This is a genomic window from Enterococcus sp. S22(2020), from assembly GCF_020295385.1.
Classification (GTDB): Bacteria; Bacillota; Bacilli; order Lactobacillales; family Enterococcaceae; genus Enterococcus_L; species Enterococcus_L dunnyi.
This window is the reverse complement of sequence record NZ_JACFUD010000001.1, coordinates 135,706-156,253: the sequence shown is the minus strand read 5'-3', so window position 1 is coordinate 156,253 and position 20,548 is coordinate 135,706. Positions and strand designations below refer to the sequence as shown.

At 36.8% G+C, this 20,548-nt stretch carries 19 protein-coding genes; 14 read left to right on the top strand and 5 right to left on the bottom strand.

Features of this window, described 5'->3' with window-relative positions; genetic code table 11:
• Positions 1–535: 535 nt before the first annotated feature.
• On the bottom strand, positions 536–1,171 hold the full coding sequence (locus H3T55_RS00675) for a TrkA C-terminal domain-containing protein (protein ID WP_225533129.1): 636 nt from the start codon (positions 1,169–1,171) through the stop codon (positions 536–538).
• A 13-nt stretch (positions 1,172–1,184) separates the two neighbouring features.
• The gene (locus H3T55_RS00670; protein WP_225533130.1) at positions 1,185–3,128 is read right to left on the bottom strand and encodes an ABC-F family ATP-binding cassette domain-containing protein; all 1,944 of its coding nucleotides are present in this window, start codon (positions 3,126–3,128) and stop codon (positions 1,185–1,187) included.
• A gap of 217 nt (positions 3,129–3,345) precedes the next feature.
• Between H3T55_RS00670 and H3T55_RS00665 the strand changes: the two genes are divergently transcribed.
• Positions 3,346–4,002, top strand: coding sequence for a redox-sensing transcriptional repressor Rex (locus tag H3T55_RS00665; protein ID WP_225533131.1), 657 nt, complete (start codon positions 3,346–3,348; stop codon positions 4,000–4,002).
• Between the two features lie 56 nt (positions 4,003–4,058).
• On the opposite strand, the gene H3T55_RS00660 is transcribed toward H3T55_RS00665, so the two are convergent.
• Together H3T55_RS00660 and H3T55_RS00655 are read right to left on the bottom strand one after the other, a co-directional pair.
• Complete coding sequence (locus tag H3T55_RS00660; protein WP_225533132.1) at positions 4,059–4,739, bottom strand: CPBP family intramembrane glutamic endopeptidase; 681 nt, start codon at positions 4,737–4,739, stop codon at positions 4,059–4,061.
• A gap of 88 nt (positions 4,740–4,827) precedes the next feature.
• On the bottom strand, positions 4,828–5,007 hold the full coding sequence (locus H3T55_RS00655) for a hypothetical protein (RefSeq protein WP_225533133.1): 180 nt from the start codon (positions 5,005–5,007) through the stop codon (positions 4,828–4,830).
• 238 nt (positions 5,008–5,245) lie between these two features.
• Here H3T55_RS00655 and groES point away from each other — a divergent pair, with 238 nt between their 5' ends.
• Positions 5,246–5,530: a co-chaperone GroES gene (gene groES / locus H3T55_RS00650; RefSeq protein WP_087639711.1), complete on the top strand. Its 285-nt coding sequence runs from the start codon at positions 5,246–5,248 to the stop codon at positions 5,528–5,530.
• Between the two features lie 47 nt (positions 5,531–5,577).
• Positions 5,578–7,206, top strand: a complete 1,629-nt coding sequence (gene groL / locus H3T55_RS00645) for a chaperonin GroEL (RefSeq protein WP_087639712.1) — start codon at positions 5,578–5,580, stop codon at positions 7,204–7,206.
• 204 nt (positions 7,207–7,410) lie between these two features.
• Here the strand turns inward: groL and H3T55_RS00640 are convergent, their stop codons facing one another.
• Positions 7,411–8,160: a TraX family protein gene (locus H3T55_RS00640; protein ID WP_225533134.1), complete on the bottom strand. Its 750-nt coding sequence runs from the start codon at positions 8,158–8,160 to the stop codon at positions 7,411–7,413.
• A 602-nt stretch (positions 8,161–8,762) separates the two neighbouring features.
• Between H3T55_RS00640 and H3T55_RS00635 the strand changes: the two genes are divergently transcribed.
• The 11 genes from H3T55_RS00635 to lepB (H3T55_RS00585) all read left to right on the top strand — a co-directional run bounded on the left by H3T55_RS00635 (position 8,763) and on the right by lepB (H3T55_RS00585) (position 20,544).
• Positions 8,763–9,878: a tyrosine-type recombinase/integrase gene (locus H3T55_RS00635; protein WP_225533135.1), complete on the top strand. Its 1,116-nt coding sequence runs from the start codon at positions 8,763–8,765 to the stop codon at positions 9,876–9,878.
• Positions 9,879–10,224: 346 nt separating this feature from the next.
• The gene (locus H3T55_RS00630) at positions 10,225–10,947 is read left to right on the top strand and encodes a winged-helix domain-containing protein (RefSeq protein WP_225533136.1); all 723 of its coding nucleotides are present in this window, start codon (positions 10,225–10,227) and stop codon (positions 10,945–10,947) included.
• A 253-nt stretch (positions 10,948–11,200) separates the two neighbouring features.
• A complete protein-coding gene (locus tag H3T55_RS00625; RefSeq protein ID WP_225533137.1) occupies positions 11,201–12,544 on the top strand; it encodes a pectate lyase-like adhesive domain-containing protein in 1,344 nt (447 codons plus the stop codon).
• Between the two features lie 56 nt (positions 12,545–12,600).
• Positions 12,601–15,057, top strand: a complete 2,457-nt coding sequence (locus H3T55_RS00620; protein ID WP_225533138.1) for a hypothetical protein — start codon at positions 12,601–12,603, stop codon at positions 15,055–15,057.
• 22 nt (positions 15,058–15,079) lie between these two features.
• A complete protein-coding gene (locus H3T55_RS00615; protein WP_087639718.1) occupies positions 15,080–15,427 on the top strand; it encodes an LPXTG cell wall anchor domain-containing protein in 348 nt (115 codons plus the stop codon).
• On the top strand, positions 15,424–16,224 hold the full coding sequence (locus H3T55_RS00610; protein WP_087639719.1) for a WxL domain-containing protein: 801 nt from the start codon (positions 15,424–15,426) through the stop codon (positions 16,222–16,224). The genes H3T55_RS00615 and H3T55_RS00610 overlap by 4 nt, the downstream gene beginning before the upstream one ends.
• A gap of 29 nt (positions 16,225–16,253) precedes the next feature.
• Positions 16,254–17,054, top strand: a complete 801-nt coding sequence (locus H3T55_RS00605) for a WxL domain-containing protein (protein WP_087639720.1) — start codon at positions 16,254–16,256, stop codon at positions 17,052–17,054.
• A gap of 269 nt (positions 17,055–17,323) precedes the next feature.
• A complete protein-coding gene (locus tag H3T55_RS00600; protein WP_225533139.1) occupies positions 17,324–18,397 on the top strand; it encodes a DUF916 and DUF3324 domain-containing protein in 1,074 nt (357 codons plus the stop codon).
• Positions 18,398–18,418: 21 nt separating this feature from the next.
• A complete protein-coding gene (locus H3T55_RS00595; RefSeq protein WP_087639722.1) occupies positions 18,419–19,087 on the top strand; it encodes a hypothetical protein in 669 nt (222 codons plus the stop codon).
• A 10-nt stretch (positions 19,088–19,097) separates the two neighbouring features.
• A complete protein-coding gene (gene lepB, locus H3T55_RS00590) occupies positions 19,098–19,853 on the top strand; it encodes a signal peptidase I (RefSeq protein ID WP_225533140.1) in 756 nt (251 codons plus the stop codon).
• A gap of 22 nt (positions 19,854–19,875) precedes the next feature.
• Positions 19,876–20,544 carry a signal peptidase I gene (gene lepB / locus H3T55_RS00585; protein WP_225533141.1) on the top strand — a complete coding sequence of 223 codons (669 nt, stop codon included), beginning with the start codon at positions 19,876–19,878 and terminating at the stop codon, positions 20,542–20,544.
• Positions 20,545–20,548 lie beyond the last annotated feature (4 nt).

The window sequence follows — 20,548 nt, the reverse complement described above, 5'->3', positions numbered from 1 at the left end:
AAATAAGGTGTTTTTTGCCACAATTTATTTTTATCTTTTTTCCGAAGAACTAGCCTGTGCAGCTAGATAACACAAATGATCGACACTCTCTTACGAAAGTCTTGTACTGTTCATCATCAACTCAAATACTTTCGTTGTGATTCTCAGCAAGAGCGTAACGAGCCCGTTTAGTCTCGACTAGAAAATAGGAAAACATGACTGAGGTGCTTTTAGCCTCATTTAGGTTTTATCTTTTTCTCGAGAGACAGGCTCAAGCAACTAGATAACAAATACGTTGTCCATTGTAGCGATCATTCATACTCAATTTTTTATTCATGAAAAGAAAATCATTTCTTTTCTGAAAAAAAGTGACCATTTTAGGTTAACATCGTGTAGTCACTTTGTCAAATTGCTGTTATATCTCATGAGAAAATAATAAGAGAGTTCGAAACAAAGCTGAATAACAGTTTTGTTTCGAACTCTCTTACTTAATGAACGGTGGCCAAAGACCAATTTTTACGAAATTTCCAAAGGAGCTGCTGTATAGCCATTTTGATTACACGCTAGGATAGAAGTAGTTTTGAACGCGCTGCAAAGTAGATTCATGTCCAACAAAATAAATCGTATCACCGGCTTCTAATTTTGCATAAGGACCAGGAGAGACAAGTAATTCTTCCCCATGTTTGATTGCAATAACGGTGGCAGAAGTACTTTGCCATAGGTTTAACTCACTGATTGTCCTATCAAGGTTTGCAGCTTCTTCCGTTAAGGTAAATGTTACGGGATTCAAAGGATTGAAAGAATCAAAACGTTTTGTTTGATCAACTAACTTATCTAATATTTCAGAGAAGTAGCTTAATTCTTCTTTTTGCTTCTGTACACTATTGATCAAGTCCTCTTTTAGATCATGGATCGATTGAACATCTTGGTATTGTTCAACAAAAACTTTGGCTTTTTCGATCGAGTGGACATAAAATCCACTGCCATGCTTTGCTTTGACGATTTCTAAATCGACTAAAACACTGATAGCCTTTCGAGCGGTTTCAGGTGAAACACTGTATTTATTTGCCAGTGTAGAACGTGCGTGAAGCTTATCGCCCACTGAGAATCGTTGTTCAGCGATTTGAGAGGCGACATCGACAGCGATTTGTTGATATTTAGGTTTGGTGACATTCATGCGTTTAGATGCCATATTCATCTGCCTTTCATTCGTTCATATCTTCAAATTCTTCTAGCTCAAGGCTGAGATTTTCCCAATCTGTAAGCAATGTTTCCTGCTGAGTACGTTGAGACTCCAGTTCGTCATTTAAAGCCATTAGTTTTACATGATCGTCAACTAGCGCTGGATCATTCATGCTTTGCTCTAGCTCGTCGATAGATGTATCCAATGACGTTAGCGTTTCTTCGATTTGAGTGATTTTTCTCTTTAAGTTCCGTAGTATTTTTTGCTGCTCTTTGTTTTGATAAAAGTCATTTTTAGGTTTTGGTGTCTCCGAAGATTTAGTTGTTTCATCTGCTAATAATTCGGCCAATTCTTCTTCTTCTTTTTTCTTTTCGATATAGTAATCGTAATCGCCCAAATATAATTTACTACCAGATTCGGAAAGTTCGATCACTTTTGTAGCAATTCGGTTGATAAAATAACGGTCATGAGAAACAAATAATAACGTGCCTTCGTAATCAATCAAAGCATTTTCAAGTACCTCTTTATTATCGATATCTAGGTGGTTGGTTGGTTCGTCAAGGATCAGAAAATTTTCTTTATCCATCGATAATTTGGCTAAAGCAACGCGAGCTTTTTCGCCGCCGCTTAGAAGCGGAATCGTTTTTTCAACATCGTTTCCACTAAATAAAAAGCTGCCTAACACACTTCGAATCTCCTTTTCCGGAGTGGTAGGATGTTCATCCCATAATTCGGCTAAAACTGTTTTTGTACCATGTAACTCCGCTTGCTCTTGATCATAGTATCCGATTTGGACATTGGTTCCAAGCGTTGCATGACCTTTGATAAAAGGGATTTTTCCAATGATCGATTTAAGCAGCGTCGATTTTCCGATTCCGTTTGGACCTACTAAAGCGATGGCTTCTTGTCTTCGGATATCTAAAGAAACAGGTTCAGATAAAATGCGAGTATCATACCCGATCGCTGCTTCTTCAACCTGAAGTACGACATTTCCAGATACTTTTTCTATATCAAAAAGAAAATTAGCTGATTTTTCATCACCTTGAGGCCGATCCAATCGTTCCATTTTTTCTAAGGTTTTTCTTCGGCTTTGTGCGCGTTTGGTTGTGGAAGCTCTCACTAAATTTCGTGCGACAAAATCCTCCAGTTTACTGATCTCAGCCTGTTGTTTCTCATAGGCTTTCCATTCGCTGGTCAGCTGCTCAGCTTTTAAATCTAAATATTTAGAATAATTACCTTTGTAATAACGCATTTTGTGACGGCTGATTTCATAGACTTCATTGACGACCTTATCAAGAAAATAGCGGTCATGGGAAACGATCAAGAGAGCACCTGAATAACTTGGCAGATAATTTTCTAGCCAAGAAAGAGTATCGATATCTAAATGGTTTGTTGGTTCATCCAAAATTAAAATATCTGGTTTTTGCAGCAGCATTCTAGCTAAAGCTAAACGAGTTTTTTGACCTCCAGACAATGTACTGATGGCTTTTTCATAAAAATCTTCTTGGAAGCCGAATCCGTGTAAAACTGAGCGGATCTCATTTTCATACCCGTAGCCGTTTTGCTCAGCAAAGTCATGCTGAAGGCGATCGTATTCCTTCATTATTGATTCGTAGTTCGCTGCATTAGGTAAAAGTTCACTGATGATCACTTCTAATTCTCTCATACGTTTTTCCGTTGTGATGATTTCTGCAAAGGCTTCAAGCATTTCGTCCCAAACAGTTTTATTAGAGGTTAAACCAGTATCTTGAGCAAGGTAGCCAAGACTGGCTGTCTTATTTTTAGCGATCGTTCCTGCATCAGGAGCATCGATCCCAGCTATTATTTTTAATAATGTTGATTTACCAGCACCATTGCGGCCGACTAAAGCAATTCGGCTATTCGTGCTGATTTCCATTTGTATGTTTTCAAACAAAGTTTCCGCTCCAAAATAACGGGCGATTTGATTTGCTTGGAGTAAAATCATGGGGCATCCTCATTTCTATTTGAATGTCTTTAGTGTAGCATAGTTTAAGGCAAAATAGCACCTATACTGCCGGTTGTCCTGCAAAAATCACTTTAGGGAATTAGAAAAGATTGAAAAAATTCCTTTTTCTTGAGCTGTAAGATTGCTTTTTGATGAGAATAACTGATATCATGAGAGATGGATATTTGTCTATATTTAGAATATTGGAGGTACAATTGTGAAAGACCAAATTATTCCAAAAGCAACGGCACGCCGCCTTCCCCTATATTATCGTTATTTGAGAATCCTGCATGACGCAGGGAAAAACAAAGTTTCTTCAACAGAGTTAAGTGAAGCAGTTCAAGTAGATAGCGCAACGATTCGCCGCGATTTTTCTTATTTTGGTGAATTAGGTAAGCGTGGTTACGGTTATGATGTGGAGAACTTAATGAATTTCTTCGCTAAGACATTGAATGATGATGAACTTACTAATGTGGCTTTGATCGGTGTAGGGAATTTAGGGAGTGCATTACTTAAATATAAATTCCATCAAAGTAACAGTATTCGTGTGAGTTGCGCGTTTGATGTAAATGAAGATATCGTTGGTCGGATCGTTGACGGGATCCCCGTATATCCAATGAGCGATATGATGGAGCAGATTCGTGTTCAGCAAATCGAAGTAGCTATTTTGACGTTACCTGCTAGAAGAGCACAAGAAGTTGTCAGCCAATTAGCAGATGCAGGGGTCAAAGGGATCTTGAACTTTACCGCAGCACGTTTGGTTGCACCTTCTGATGTATTGATTCAAAATGTTGATTTGACGAATGAATTACAAACGTTGATCTACTTCTTGCATCATGACAATGAATTGATCGACGCTGAGATAGAAGAATAAAAAAGTAAAATACCTAAGGCTGTACTCACGATGTGATACGGAACCTTAGGTATTTTTTATTTAGGTAATTCAATATTTGCATAATGTAGAATCAATTGAGCGATGACAACGAGCGTATTCATTCCGCAATGTGCAAGGATCGATGTCCAAATTTTTCCAGTCATTTTATATAAAATAGCAAAAAAGAAGCCCATGAAAAAGTAAACAAAGAAATGGCCATCTTGATGCACGACGGAGAACAAAGCTGAACTGATCCCAGCAGCGATCCAAAAACCTGTATAATTTTCTGTTAAACCAATCATCGAACGACGGAAAACAAATTCTTCCATGATAGGGCCGCCGATAGTGGTTGCCAAGATAAATAGCGGGTTAGCTAAAATAATAGCAATAATATTTTGAGTATTTTGTGAACTTGGTTGTTCCCCTGTGATGGCCATTTCAATACTGAAGACGATTGTTTGGATGATCATAGCCAGAAAAATCCCGCTGATGCCTAAAAGCAAGGTAAAAACAGGAGAAGTCAATTTTGCTTCATTTTCAGTAATTGTAACAGCTGTTTTCCTATTCTTGAAATATAGCCAAATCATCGCTGCTGCCCCGAGAATATAGCTGACAGTTGTCCCGATGATCACTAAATCTGAAGAAAATGGTACAAAGACATAGGGTGAAAAAAAGACTAGTAAATAAAGTAAAATCGTAATGATGCTTAATTTTTTGATCGATAAGTTTCTGAGCATAAATAAATTGAACTCCTTTCCATATAACAATGTAAAAAATATATCATATCTTTTATGAGAAGATATAGACTGATTGAATGAAAGTCGATCATTTTCGATTATTGCGATACCCTAATAAGAGAAAAATGAATACAAAGAAGAAAGCCGCTTCCCATAATGTTGTTGTCCAATCAAAACGTTGGCTGATGCCAAAAAAGAAATTTCCCACATTTGCAATGATCAAATAAAGGCCAGTCGCCAGTAGAGCTCCGATAATTCGTTGTTTCATCTAAATCGCCTCACTTTCTTTTTTTATTTTACCACGAAATCGTTGTAAACAAAAAAATGGTTTATTTAACTAGGGACCTTTTAATAGATATTAAAAAAAGAGGGAAGAAATATTTTATAAAATTGACCAAAAGACTTGCAAAGTAATAGCAAAATGAGTATTATAAAAAGTGTAAGTTAGCACTCGGCTTATAAGAGTGCTAAAAAAGATGATCAATTTTAGTATGGAGGGATTTATTGTGTTAAAACCATTAAGCGATCGCGTCATTATTGAAGTCGCACAAGAAGAAGAAAAGACAGTAGGAGGCATTGTTTTAGCGTCTGCTGCTAAAGAAAAACCACAAACTGGAAAAGTCATCGCAGTAGGAGAAGGCCGTGTTTTAGATAACGGGACAAAAGTTCCTGCTGATGTTAAAGAAGGCGATGTAGTAATGTTTGAAAAATACGCCGGTACAGAAGTAAAATATGAAGGCAATGATTACCTGATCGTTTCTGGAAAAGATATTATTGCGATCGTTGAGTAATCGATACAATCAAGTAAATAGAAAAATAATTTTGAGGTGAAGAAATCATGGCAAAAGAAATTAAATTCGCAGAAGATGCACGAGCAGCAATGCTTCGAGGTGTAGATATTTTAGCAGATACAGTAAAAGTAACATTAGGCCCTAAAGGTCGTAACGTTGTCTTAGAAAAATCATTTGGTTCTCCTTTGATCACAAATGATGGTGTGACCATCGCGAAAGAAATCGAATTAGAAGATCATTTTGAAAATATGGGTGCTAAGCTTGTTTCAGAGGTAGCATCAAAAACAAATGATATCGCTGGAGATGGTACAACAACTGCTACTGTTTTAACGCAAGCGATCGTACGTGAAGGATTGAAAAATGTTACGGCGGGAGCTAATCCGTTAGGAATTCGCCGTGGTATCGAACTAGCAACAAAAACAGCTGTTGAAGAATTACACAATATCTCAACAGTCGTTGATTCTAAAGAAGCGATCGCTCAAGTTGCAGCTGTTTCTTCAGGATCAGACCGTGTGGGTCAACTGATTGCAGATGCAATGGAAAAAGTTGGGAATGACGGCGTTATTACGATCGAAGAATCAAAAGGGATCGAAACAGAATTAGATGTCGTTGAAGGAATGCAGTTTGATCGCGGTTATCTATCTCAATATATGGTCACTGACAATGATAAAATGGAAGCTGTTTTAGAAAATCCATATATCTTGATCACAGATAAAAAAATCTCAAACATCCAAGATATCTTACCGTTACTAGAACAAATTCTACAACAAAGCCGTCCATTATTGATCATTGCTGATGATGTTGATGGAGAAGCATTACCAACCTTAGTATTAAACAAAATCCGCGGAACATTCAATGTTGTTGCAGTGAAAGCTCCAGGATTTGGTGATCGTCGTAAAGCGATGCTTGAAGATATTGCTGTCTTAACTGGCGGAACTGTGATCACAGATGATTTAGGCCTTGAATTGAAAGATACAACGATCGAAAACCTTGGAAATGCAAGCAAGGTCGTTGTGGATAAAGATAATACAACGATCGTTGAAGGTGCAGGCGAAAAAGCAGGAATCGATGCACGTGTTCAATTGATCAAAAATCAAATTGCAGAAACAACTTCTGATTTTGACCGCGAAAAACTACAGGAACGTTTAGCAAAATTAGCTGGCGGGGTTGCCGTTGTCAAAGTTGGTGCTGCAACTGAAACAGAACTAAAAGAATTGAAACTACGTATCGAAGATGCGTTAAATGCTACTCGCGCAGCTGTCGAAGAAGGAATGGTTTCTGGTGGTGGTACTGCTTTAGTTAATGTGATCAATAAAGTAACAGAAGTAGAAGCTGAAGGAGACGTAGCCACTGGCGTGAAAATCGTTGTCCGTGCCTTGGAAGAACCAATTCGTCAAATCGCTGAAAATGCTGGCTATGAAGGTTCAGTTGTTGTCGATAAATTGAAAAATATTGAACTAGGTATTGGTTTCAATGCTGCAAATGGCGAATGGGTCAATATGGTAGAAGCAGGGATCGTTGATCCTACAAAAGTAACTCGTTCAGCATTACAAAACGCTGCCTCTGTTGCTGCATTATTATTGACAACAGAAGCTGTTGTTGCTGATAAACCAGAACCAGCTGCACCAGCAATGCCACCAATGGATCCTTCAATGGGTATGGGCGGCATGATGTAATAAAAAACAAAGAAGAAATGTTAGGACAAAAGCGTTTGGCTAATGTGATCGAAGCGTGTTAGCTGCTTTTGTCTCGATATTTATTCGAAATTAGAGCCCGAAACAAAACTGATGTTTAGTTTTGTTTCGGGCTCTTTGAATTTATGTAAAGAGTAGAAATTGAGGTAGCTACTTTGAAATAACCATCTGGTCTACTTATTTTATCTAGAACATATTTAGCAAATATGGAACAATGATGAACTGCTGAATTGCTGTCAAAAGCAATAAATGAACAGGATAGAACCAATAAAAAAAATACTTCATTTGTTTTCCACGCTGCCCATTATAAAAATAAATCAAAGGAAAAGCCATCAGGCCAAATAAACTGTTTTGTAAAATCACAGCCCCGCCAAATATACATTTCAGTAAGTTATGATTCCTAAAAATATACAATACCACGATCAATAAAACACCGATCCAACCACCATAATCCGTATGCAACCATTCGGCTGAAAAAACTCCACATAGAATAAACACACTTGAGATAAGATAATTTTTGATCGAGCGACCTTGATACCTCTTTAGACCAGTAATAACGAGTAGACCTATCAATAAGGTAAAAAAGACATTCTGACTTTGCCAATCAAACCATTGTTTAGAAAAAGCAAGATCATAAGGAATTTCAGAAAGAAGGGAAAACAGAAATAAGCGTAAACTGTAACGTGAAAGGTTTGACGTATGGATAAATCCTTGAACCAGCAAAAAGCAAAACAAAGGAAAAGCTAATCTACCGATCGTAATAAAAATAGGGAATAATGTTTTGGTGACTTCTGCTATAACAGAACTGTCTGTTGTATAAGGGACAGACAATATAGCGTACTGCTGAAATGAAATGATTTTTGCTGTATGATCCAGCAACATTGAAAAGATCGCCAGCCACTTTAATTGACTGCCTGTAAAAAATTTAGATGCCAACAATCTGCCTCCCTGTCTATAGTAAGTAAAGATACATTATTTTACCACAAGTTATATAGAAGAGAGCATAGTTTTTCATGTTCGATTACTTTTTTGAAGGGAAGATAGACTGTTTTAGTTAGAGAGAAGAATAAGTGTAGGAATCGGAGAGAATATTTCAGATTTTATGTTTTTTATACAAAAAAAGAAATAATATTTTTTATAAAAAGGATGAAATTTCTAGTTATATTGATATAATAATGATATATATGTATTAGATAATTTTTTTCTTGAATGTATCAGGTATAAGAAAATATAAAACAGGTTAATCAATAAATCACACGTCAACTTCAACTACTAATTCATTCTATCTCAAAAAAGATGAGCAGTCTATATGAAAAAGATCATTTTTCTATCATGTTTTTATGAAAGTTGAGAAAAAAATGAGAAAAGATTTAAACAAATAGGTATTAAAAATTATAAAAACAAAGGTTTAGATGGTTATTGTTTTATTTTTATTGAAATCAAATTGTTCATACTTATGATCTTATCGAAAAAGAAATAGGTATATATTTTTAAGCCGTCAAATAAGCCGTCAATTTTTTTCGGAGAGGGTGTCGCAAGTGAGTAGAAAAGGTGAAAATATATATAAAAGGAAGGATGGTAGATGGGAAGGTAGATACATCAAAGCAAGAAACGAACATGGCAAAATCATATATGGCTATATCTACGGAAAAAAATATTCTTGTGTTAAAAAAAGGCTTGCTGAGTTGAAAGTTCAATATTCTTTCACGCATAATAATCTCAGTTTATATAAAGGAAGCGTTGAAGATTGGCTAAATCATTGGCTGAATGTTGTGATGAAGAAGAGAATAAAGCAGTCTACCTATATAAGTTATCGGCTAAGGATCGATAAATATATTATTCCTGCTTTGGGAAATCGCGCATTAACACAGCTAAAAAGTCGTGAAATAGAGGAATTCGTTAATTATCTGATTCAATTGGAATTATCATCTTCAACGATCCATTCAATAGTAACTGTTTTAAAAAGTGCATTGGGGAGAGCGTATATTGAGAATTGTATTTTAGTAAATCCTTGTAAAAATCTTTCATTATCTTCTACATCGACGAATGAAATATCTGCACTAAGTTTGGCCGATCAAGAGAAAATAGAAGCTATCGCTTTAAGAGAGAAAAGATGTTCTGCTGTCATATTAGCGCTATATACAGGCTTGAGAATTGGTGAAATAAGCGGACTTAAATGGGACGATATTGATTTTGAGAAGAACATCATACACATTAGAAGAACACTGTATAGGATCCCAAGTGTGACAAACAAGAAAAAGACTGAGGTTATCTTGGCAGAACCCAAAACAAAAAGTTCTAAGCGTCTGATTCCTTTGGCAGATAATTTGAAAAGCTACCTATTAAATAAGAAAAAGGAACGAACCTCCGAATATGTTATATCTTGCAAAGATAGCTACGCTGAACCTCGAGTGATTAGTTATCGTTTTCGAAAAACCATTGAAGAAGCTGGAATCAAACCGATTCATTTCCATGTTTTAAGACACACATTTGCAACAAGATGTGTAGAACGCGGTATCGATATTGCCACTTTAAGTAAGCTTTTAGGTCATGCTTCGATAAAATTGACCTTAGATACCTACACAGATTCACTTTGGGAAAACAGAAGAGCAGCTGTTTCTATATTGGATAAGCAATTACAGGAACTACTTTAAAAAGAAGCTAACAAAACATCGCTTGTTTTGTTAGCTTTTTTTTGTCTGCCAGACATTTTTTAGCCGTCATAAAGTGGTCAACTGATTTTTTGAAGTGTGTAGTAACAAGAGCTGACCGTCCTTTTTCTTATACCTGATACATTCAAGAAATTAATTTAAGCCAAATATCTATATAAAATCAAAATTCGCCGTCGATATAAATTCATTCGACCACTGATGAATTTACTTATCGTTATTATAATCGCAAATCAATTTTTTCTAAACTTTAAGGCTTCAAATTTAAAAGAAATATTGTTTAAAGGAAAAAAAAGTAAAACAACAAATGATGGTGAGGAGGCTTCGAGAAATGTACACAATCGGATACATTTCATTAAATGGTAAGTTAAGTGAAAAGTATAAAAAAATCCTTAATATGTTTCAATGTGATATTCAATTAATAGAAAAAGAAACGATTGATCAGTTACTTTTAGGGAAAGCTGAGTCAATTAACCAATTAGATACATTAATTATCGAGGATATTGATTTTTCCGGCATCAATTGGATTTGCGGATTGATTATGGACATACGAAGACAAACAGATTTACCATTGTGGATTCTTACATCTGTGGATGAGTCTAATAAAACGAATCGTATTGTTTATCTTCAATTGGGTGCTGACGGGATCATTGATTATAACAATGATTTAGATGAATCAATATTAACTGTAAAGAACTTAATAAAACGTTTTAAAGAACCTCAGGCACAATTGAGCATGTCAAAAAATTCTTTGGTTCGAGGTGTAAAAGACTTTCAATTAAATCCACAAAATCTGAGTGTTTGTTTAGAAGACGGCAAAGAAGTAAATCTAACGAAATTAGAATTTCTTACGATTGAGTATTTACATAAACATGCACGTAAAACAATGACATATGAGGAAATCTATAAAAATGTTTGGAATGATACCTATGGAAATAGAAAATATCGTGTTTCTAATTTAGTCTTTCATTTAAGGAAAAAGATCGAGCATGATATTGAAAAACCACAGTATATCAAAACAATTCGTTCTAAAGGATACATGTTATATGTTTAAAGAAATGAATAGCAGCTTATCTAATTAGTAATTAGACTGGGAATCGGCAATGATACATCCTAGTACGATAAAACCAATCATTTGATTTTAGTTAGAAATAGGAGGTAGAGACATGCATATTATGATTTCAGTCAATAGGATAATTTGCGAAACTGGATAGAAGCAAACGGGAGGAGAAGTGGATGCTCGTTGCTTCTGGAAAGGAGGGAGCAAAAAAGGTTTCGTCAAAAGCACATTTTAGGAGGAGAAAGAATTGAAAAAAACACAAGTATTGAAAAGAAGTTTGTTTGCTTTAGCGGCAACAGCGACCCTAGGAGCAGTGGTACTAACTGTACCAACACCAATTTCAGGTAGCCCAGTAGTAGCATACGCGGCAGAAGAAACAGCAGAAGTTTCAACTATTGAACAATTTGAAGCGGCCTTAAAAAACCCTTCAGTTACAGTAATCAATGTAAATGCAAGTATCCAATTCAAGAAAAACATCACAGATATCCCAAATCGTGATCTAACGATCAATGGTAATGCAGATCAAGGTGTTGTGATCAACTCAGCACACAACTCTATCTATGGTAAACAAAACAAGAAAGGTACAAACCTTGTAACGATCACAAATGCAAACATCGTTGGTGCCGACAGTGACGGTCGTTTCTTTACAGGTGGTTCTGGTAACGGACCTTCAAGCTATGGATGGGACGTTCTAGCGAAAGATGTCACTTATACAGGTGCTCGTTTTGTTCACCTTAGTGAAGGTAAATTAACGTTTGACGGAACAAATAATATCACGACTCGTGCAGAAAATGCTTGGGTTCACGATTTAGAATTTAAAGCAGGTTCTACGTATAACGGAATCGCTGCTAACAAAGATCACGGACAATTCTCAGCGTTTTACTTTAATGGTGCGTTGATCAACGGAAAAGCAACTGGTGAAGCAATCATCGGTGACAATGCAAACGTAAATGTAAAAATTGGACCTCAAAGCAAAGTTAATTACTACTATCCAGTATTTTACGATAAAGTACAAAAAGTTGATGTAGGTACAGGCGCAACATTTGATGTTGATGCTGCAGGAGTTGCTTTCCAATTTATTCCTCGTGCTGATTATGTAAATAAAGTACCAACATTGAACTTAGCTTCAAGAAGTAAAGTGAAATTCAATGGTCGTGGTGGCGGAAACTATTCAGCAATGAAACTACAATACTATGGAACTGAAGTAAATGTAGATCGCGGTGCTGAATTAGTTGTGACTGGTGACAGCACAAAATCAGTAATCGAAAGTGAATATAAGGGTGCAGTAATCAATTTAAATGCCCCTAAAAACTTTGAAGTAGCAAACAAACGTGCGAATTCAAAACTATTCTATTCAACTAATACAACAATCAATGGTACAAATATTAGCCGTATCTCAACTTGGGGTCAACTAGGTGGAGATTATGCAACACCTGCTACAGAAACATTCAGAGGTGGAAAAGAATTTGCTGTGAACTTCGGTAAGATCTGCAATAGCAAAACATTGTCAGTTACAGGTACTTTGACTGGAGATCAAGAATTTAAACTTGAAAACTACGGTAAGCTTTCTCTAGTTGGTGGAAGTATCTAATCGATTACCTTTAGTAATGTGATTCTTATTTAATTTTTGAAGAAAGGAGGAAAATAATGAAGAAACATATCAAAGTTTTTCTCTTTCTAGGACTAGGGCTAATTGCCCTAGTTTCTGGTTGGTTTCAATTTTATGTTTCTAATGGAAATAAAATTGTTGCAGCACCTTTACCAGGCTATTCAGATATTAAAACAGCCAATGGGATTAATTTAGTCGGTAAGAGTGGTTCTAATACAGAAATTTCTGGAGATTATGGTTTCATGTTCAAATTAACTGATAATGTCACCTATGAACCGATTGGAAACCCAATAATCAATGATGGTTTTTCTGGAAGTAAGACCAAGGTTTACCAATTTAATCCTACAAATCCGAGTACAGAAAAAGGTGCTTGGGTTAGAAATGCTGGATTATATAATGGTCGCAGTGTGGATATGAAGTTTGTCATCGATGAAATGGCCTTTGCGCAAAAAAAAGATGGTACATATCCTTCATTCCGCTTTTTTGCAGTAGATGCGGCTGATCGAAATAGTATGGTTAATGTACCAATCGACACAGCTTGGGGAAGCTACTTCTTAATGGTCGGATCGGGTTTATATAGTCATGAAGAAGATTTTATGTTAGGTGATAAAGTTCGTTATCATTATGAATTTTATTATAACGATAACAAAGAATCGCTCAATTTAAAAGGTTCATGGAACTTTAGTAATGTGAATGTGAACAAAAAAGTTGCACTCCCATTTTCTTCAACTGATTTTAGTAATATGTATGTTACAGATGATTCAAAGATCGGTTATAAGCTTGAAAATAATATTTTTGAAATGACCAGTGATGATTTAGAAGTAGATCAACCATTTACTCGATTAACTGATTTGTTCGAAAAAAAGACGTATGAAATGAGTATGGAATATCAAGGATATGATTATGATGATCCAGATCCATGGCCAGGTCAAATGGCTGTCTTGTATTCTACTGAGTCTCTAGCTCGTATTGCACCAGCAACACCAATCGTATATGGAGAGAGAAACAGTGCCGTCCATACTGACCCAGATTATAAGACATTGAAGTACTCTATTCTTCAAGGAATTGCTGATAACTCCAAAGAAAATAGAAACACTAAATTCAGACTTGAGACAGAAGTTCCGGAGTTTTATGATATTCAATCTATTGAAATTTATGAATACGGTACGACAATCAAAAAGACGAATCTTTTTGATATCACTTTTGATGGTACAGCGAAGTCAAAGGCTATCTTGACAGCAAAAGATTCTACATCTAACGATTTCAATGGTAGTTTATTTGATATCAAAGTGATAGCTGTCCCAAATGACAAATTCAATTTTGATGGCTCTGCGACGTCACCATACGGATACGTTAATGCTGCCGATCAAAGTGATAAGGACAATGGTTATATGGTCTTTGAACAGGCTGGTCCTAAGACAGTTGCTTACTACAGCTATGTTAATGCCTTTTTAAATATTGATAATAAGGCGTTAGAATCAGTGCCTATAAAAAATGTCAATGAAGTTGGTTCGCAAGCAAAAGTATTATATGAAGGTATACCAAATGCAGAAGCAAAATCACCAATTCAAATTCCACTAAATACGAATTTTGAAACGGACTATCCATTTAATGCAAATCCTTTACCGACAGAAACTGAGAATTATTTCTTGAAAAATATTTCTGTGGATACGGATAACTTAATCGATAAACCAGTGAAAGTGACCTATAGTCAAAATCATACGTTGCCCGACACATCTGTATTAGGAGACAAGACGTTGTGGCTGACACTAACGACGGCCAAAAATGTTACAAAGGACATTGAAGTGAAAATCACGATTGTACCTGTTACAACTGAATTAAGAGTTAAGTACAAAATCAACGGAAGTTATATGACCGATAAATATCCTGATTATGTTGATACGACTCAAATGATTGGAGATCCAATCAATTTGAAAAACATCAAATCAGTTACGGATACTATTCAGGCTATTAAAGATGCAGGTTACGAACAAACCAACGCACCAGTCGAGGAATTTGTACTTTCAGCAAGTGGCAATACAGTAGAGTATGAATTTGAAGGCCGACTATTTTTATCTTCAACACCAACGAAGCTCAACTTTGGGATCGAAGAAGTCAGCTATAAGCCAATTCGTGTAAACGAAGCTACACTTGACAAAGCATTGATCATCACGGATACAAGAGCCAGCAAACAAAAGTGGACACTTCAAGCTAAAGTAACACAAGAATTTACTTTAACGGATACGGATGGATCAAAAAAAGTCATTCCTAACATTTTGAGATACAACGATGGGACGGAGAATGAAAAGAGTTTCTTGTTGGATACTGCACAGGATCTATTGACAGATACTCATACGACGAGTAATGAGTTTGATGTAAGTGGAACCTGGAATCCGAAAGGCAAAGGCTTCAAATTAGATGTGCCTGCGGATACAGTGAAGAAATTAGGTAAATATCAAGCAACGATCGAATTTACAGTTGGAGAGACCCCGTAAAAATTAAAGGAGAGACATGCACATGACAGTAAAAAAAATACGAGCAACTATTGTTCTACTTTCCCTTGTTTTTATAGGTAGTTTCTTCATGCTGAAACCAGCACTGGTATATGGAGCAGAGGCTTCTGTCAAAACAAACGGAGAAATTGTTTTCACAGAAGAAAGTACTCCTCCAACATCAGAAACAAGTGAGACAACATCGTCTAGTGAAGAACCAACAAAAAAACCGGCAGGAAAATATCCTTCTACAGGAGAATTGATTCAAAAAAGCCTATCGGTTAGCGGAATTGCTGTTCTTATTTTTGCACTAGGTTTTTATCTAGTGAAAAGAAAACGAGAATCTACCAGAAAGGAAGGGTCTGATCAATGAAAAGAATAAGCTTACTGATGACTGCTTTTCTTGGTACTGTTCTCTTTTTTTCAGCTCAAATGGAACAAGCTCACGCAGAAGCTTCACGCAAAAGTGGAGCAGAAATCGATTTGAGTCAATTTAAGGAAGAAGATTCTATTATTCGTGATCCTGAAAATCCTGATATAGAGGTCGATCCAGGCGAAACACCGCAAACGGATGGTGATTTACGAATCGATTTTGTTCCAAAGCTAAATTTCAGCACAGTAAAAATAAGTAAAGAAGCAGCTGTCTATCCGATCAATGCACAACTGTTTCACGGTGAGACTGGAGCGAGAGGAAATTTTATTCAAGTTTCAGATTATCGTGACAATCACTCAGGTTGGACATTACAGGTAAGACAAGAGGAACAATTTAAGCATGCAACGAAGGTCGGAGCTGAGCTAAAGGGAGCAGTGATTTCTTTTGACCAAGCTTGGACGAATTCGACTACAGATGCATCTTTATCACCATCAGTTTCCAAAGAAGTCATTCGTATGAGTAATATTGGAGACACGTATAACCTTGCACAAGCACAGGACGAAAAAGGTTCTGGAACTTGGAGCATCATATTTGGCGCGTCAGCAGAAAATAAAAATGGGCGTCAAAATTCATTGGAACTGAGAAAGGATTCTTCAGGCAATACGATTGAAGATCCAATCTTTAAAAAGCCTGTGTATAGTAATCAAGCGATTACACTAACTGTACCTAAGGAAACAGAAAAAGAAGCGGGCGCTTACTCAACGGTGTTAACTTGGATATTAGCCGAGTTACCATAAATATACACAAAAACTAGGAGGAAATACAAATGAAATTAACACACAAATTAGCTGGTACAGCTTTACTAGCAGCATTGGCAGTAGCAGCAGCAGGACCGGCAACTAAAGCGGCAGATCCAAACAAACCAGGTGTTGGCGAAGGAGAAATCGAATTTACAAGTAAATCGTATGAAACATATGATACTTCTGGTGTTGTACCACCTAACACATCTAGCCAATCAACAAGAGATACTGATAGTACTGCATTGTTGGATGGAGAATTTTTAGTACAAGGTATGTCTAAGTTAGTCTTCAATTCACAAGCTGCAACAACTGGTGCAGTAACTTCTTGGGCGAAACCAACAACAGCTAACCCATCTACAGCAGCTGACCACGTGCCATCACGTGCTAACTGGGTTCAATTCAAAGATGACCGTCAAACAGACGATCACACATATGAATTGACTGCAAAAATTACTAGAAACTTCCAATTCAACGATACTGCAAAAGGTAAAGTAAGAAACATCAATGGTGCTGAAATCACTTACGGCAACCCAATTTTAGTTGCTGATGCAGAAAACGAAGCTTTAAAACCAAGTTCTACAGGAATTAAAACAGCTGTAGTAAACGAATCAACACCTGCTGCTGTATTTACAAATACAGATGGTAAAGAAGCTAACGGTTCTAAAGGTCGCGGACGTTATGCTGTTTACTTTGGTGATATCGAAGATCCAGCTAAAAAAGCAGAAGAATCTGTTAAATTAGAAATCCCTGCGAACCAAGCACAAGAAATCATGAATGGTAAATATGTAGCTGAAATCACTTGGACACTTTCAGAAACACCATTATAATTCGAGATCAACCATTCGAATAATTATTTAGGCTGGGACAGAAGCAGCACACTCTAAGAATCACTTTCGATGATTCAGCTGATCACGGTCAGTTAGTCATCGGAATATATGGGAGCTGCTTCTGCTCCCGCCATTTATTTAATAAGCCTATTCGTTTAGAGAAGTAACAATAATTAGGAAGTATTTGTATCTAATTTTAACTATAGAAGTTGAGCATTTTTAGTCTTGGCTTATTGTAGTGATAGGACGAGAAAGGACAATCAAATCAAATGAAAAAAAGAATCAGCTTATACCTAATAATAGGATTATACATAGTATCGTTGTTTGGCTTTGCCCTGCCTGCACATGCTGAGAAGCAGTTTGCCTATGAATCGATCATGCCGGAAAATCAACAAGGAGATGTGCAATACTTCAATTTACGGATGAATCCAGGTCAAAAACAAACCGTTCAAATCATGCTCACAAACCGGGCAGAGGAAGAACAGACGATCACGATTGGATTGAATGGCGCTAAAACAAACTCAAATGGTGTTTTAGAATATGGTCCATCTTCAATAAAAAATGATGCTTCACTAAAATATGATTTCAAAGACATTGTAAAAGGCCCGACAGAAGTAACACTGGGACCTAAAGAAACTGCACCTTTGAATTTAGACATAACAATGCCGGAAGTCAGTTATGATGGTAAAATCGTTGGCGGAATTTATATGAAGTCAAAACCAAGCAAAAAAGAGGAAGAAGAGAAGAAAAAAGCGACGGGCGTGATCAACGAGTATGCCTTTGTAGTAGGTATGGTCTTGCAAGAAACGGATACAGCGATTACACCAGAATTAAAGCTGAATAGTGTTTCCGCTGGCCTATCAAATTACCGCAATAGTATTTTTGCCAATTTTTCGAATGTCTCTGCAGATTTTGTCAGCGGAATGACTGTTGAAATGGAAGTGACGAAAAAAGGTTCAGAAGCGGTTCTTTATGATACAAAACGCGCAGATATGCGTATGGCTCCAAACTCACTGATCGATTTTCCATTGGAAATGAATGGTGATCAGATGGAACCAGGCGATTATAAAGCTCATATTCTAGTAACAAGCGGAGACAAAAAATGGACGTGGGATAAAGAGTTTAAAATCACAAAAGAAGATGCAGACAAATACAATGCGCAGGATGTGACACTGATCCAAGAACGAGGGATCAACTGGAAGCTGATTGCAATGATCGCAGGTGGTGTATTTATAGCCTTCTTGGCAATTTTCTTCACTGTTAGAGCAATGAATAATAAGAAAAAAACAAAGAAGAAGGGTAGTAAAAGCGGAGCAAAAAAGAAAAGAAAGAAGAGCAGCTAAATAAGAAGGGGGATCAGTAATATGGTTCTGTTAGATTGGTTTTTTATGGGGTTGCTTTCTTTAGCTATGCTTTGCTTTATGTTTGTATTATTTTGCTTATTTTACTTCTTTGCAACGAAAAAGGAACTAAAAAAAGGCCAGTGGAGAAGGCGACCAAAAAATAAGGTGAAACGAAAAAGGTGGGTACGTGAAAGACGGCTGCTTGTTAGTCGTCAAAAACGTTACTTTAGAAATTCATTAATTTTCTTAGTTGTCATGCTTCTTTCAGCTGGATCTGCTGCATATGCTAGATACTATCAATTGACCAACTTAACGTCAGATGATGCCAAAGTAGTTGTTCAAGGGTATTTATTGACAGAAGATTTAGAAAAAAAGCTTACAACCATCAAAGAAGGCGGTAGTATCGATAAAGTCTATCCTCAGTTTCAAGAAGTAAGTTCATTATTGGTTACCTATGGCAATCGACCGGTTTCGGTGGGACTATCAGAGGAAGGCTCCAAGCTATTGACTCGTTATTATGTTTCGATGAAAGATGTTGGAATGAACTTATCGACTTTGACACAAGAACAATTAGCAAACAAAGAAATACTCGAAAGTTACCTGAAAGATATAAGTAAGATCAAAGAACGACAAAAAGCTGTTTTTACTTACTTTAAAGTCAATGAGTCGGCACTGAAACAGAAAAACTAGGAGACTCAACATGGAACAAAAGGCTAAAGTTAAGAACCATAAAAGACGTAAAAAGATAAGAGAGCAGACTGCCAAAAAAAAGAACGTAAAAAGCCGAAAGTCGCAACAAACACCGGCTAAGACAACGGCGACTTCTGCAGCAAAAAAGAAGCATTCTTCATCCAGAACAATAAATAGAAAAAAAGGAAAACGAAAAAAAACGAGTCAAAAAAGAAAAAGAAGTGAGCAAAGACACCAAATATACAAAGAAATTGGTATCAGCTTTTTCCTGTTGATGAGTCTTTTTTTTCTATTACAGTGGCTTTTCTTTAGCTTGCCGACAGTCAATGGTTATGGGATGACTGCTACATTGAATGATGGTGATCGACTTTTTGTAAGGAAGCACGCACAGATTAAGCGGTTTGATTTGATCTATTTTAAAAATCCCGTGAACGATCAGTTGATGATCAGGCGGGTCATTGGTCTACCAGGAGAAGAGATTACTTATGAAGAGGATCAATTGATGATCGATCAAAAGTTCGTTGTCGAACGATTTTTAGTGAACGAACAAAACGAAGCAAAAGCAGAGGAGCGCTTATTAACTGAAAATTTTTCTTTAGCTTCCTTGACAGGGTCTAGGGCTTTACCGAAGGGCAGCTATTTTGTTTTGGGCGATAATCGTCATTACGCAGCGGATAGTCGTCAGTTTGGCTGGATCGATGAAGAAAACATTATTGGTGTTGTGAAAACAAGGCTGTTGCCGTTGCACAACATGACACAATTTTAATCGGGCAATGGGAGGAACAACTGTGGCAATCAATCAAATGCAGACACAGAAACCTAGAAAAGGACAATCTACGATCAAAAAGCGTCAACATTTTTCAAATAGGAGGCTCCCAAAAAATAAAAAAGTATCGGAGCGGGAAACTAAAAAAGGGCTGAACATTCGTGAAGGGCTCCTGCTTTTTTTGGTAGCCCTGTGCATTCTCGGTTTATTACAAATCAAAACACATCGAGTTGACGGACGCTCGATGCTGCCTACGCTACAAAATAATGATCGAATCATTGTGAGAAAAGGTCAATCACCGAACCGCTACGATTTGATCACTTTCGATCCGGAAATACCGGAGGAATCCAGTTACGTGAAGCGTGTGATCGGTATGCCGGGAGATCAGCTTTGGACAGATCAAACAGGTGTGTACTTAAGACCAAAACAGGCAGATGTATGGAATGATGTAAATGATCAATTAACTGCCTTCCAGTTGCCTGACAGTACATTAAAGTTGATTGTTAGTGAAGAAGTAGCTCGAAAATTACGCAATATTTCAGTGATTCCGGAAGGAAGTTATTTTGTTTTAGGCGATAATCGGAATGCCTCAAAAGACAGCCGTCACTTTGGGTTGGTCGAAGCAGAACAAATTGAAGGAACGGTGGTTTGCCGTTTTTATCCCTTTGATCGAGCAGGGCGCATAAATTGAAAAA

Bases quoted from the DNA above. Each gene is read 5' to 3' on its own strand.
- H3T55_RS00600 (WP_225533139.1), top strand. From the start codon at position 17,324: ATGAAAAAAAGAATCAGCTTATACCTAATAATAGGATTATACATAGTA.
- groL (WP_087639712.1), top strand. From the start codon at position 5,578: ATGGCAAAAGAAATTAAATTCGCAGAAGATGCACGAGCAGCAATGCTT.
- H3T55_RS00675 (WP_225533129.1), bottom strand. From the start codon at position 1,171: ATGGCATCTAAACGCATGAATGTCACCAAACCTAAATATCAACAAATC.
- lepB (WP_225533140.1), top strand. From the start codon at position 19,098: ATGGAACAAAAGGCTAAAGTTAAGAACCATAAAAGACGTAAAAAGATA.
- H3T55_RS00620 (WP_225533138.1), top strand. From the start codon at position 12,601: ATGAAGAAACATATCAAAGTTTTTCTCTTTCTAGGACTAGGGCTAATT.
- H3T55_RS00630 (WP_225533136.1), top strand. From the start codon at position 10,225: ATGTACACAATCGGATACATTTCATTAAATGGTAAGTTAAGTGAAAAG.
- H3T55_RS00605 (WP_087639720.1), top strand. From the start codon at position 16,254: ATGAAATTAACACACAAATTAGCTGGTACAGCTTTACTAGCAGCATTG.
- H3T55_RS00655 (WP_225533133.1), bottom strand. From the start codon at position 5,007: ATGAAACAACGAATTATCGGAGCTCTACTGGCGACTGGCCTTTATTTG.
- H3T55_RS00660 (WP_225533132.1), bottom strand. From the start codon at position 4,739: ATGCTCAGAAACTTATCGATCAAAAAATTAAGCATCATTACGATTTTA.
- H3T55_RS00615 (WP_087639718.1), top strand. From the start codon at position 15,080: ATGACAGTAAAAAAAATACGAGCAACTATTGTTCTACTTTCCCTTGTT.
- H3T55_RS00670 (WP_225533130.1), bottom strand. From the start codon at position 3,128: ATGATTTTACTCCAAGCAAATCAAATCGCCCGTTATTTTGGAGCGGAA.
- H3T55_RS00595 (WP_087639722.1), top strand. From the start codon at position 18,419: ATGGTTCTGTTAGATTGGTTTTTTATGGGGTTGCTTTCTTTAGCTATG.
- H3T55_RS00610 (WP_087639719.1), top strand. From the start codon at position 15,424: ATGAAAAGAATAAGCTTACTGATGACTGCTTTTCTTGGTACTGTTCTC.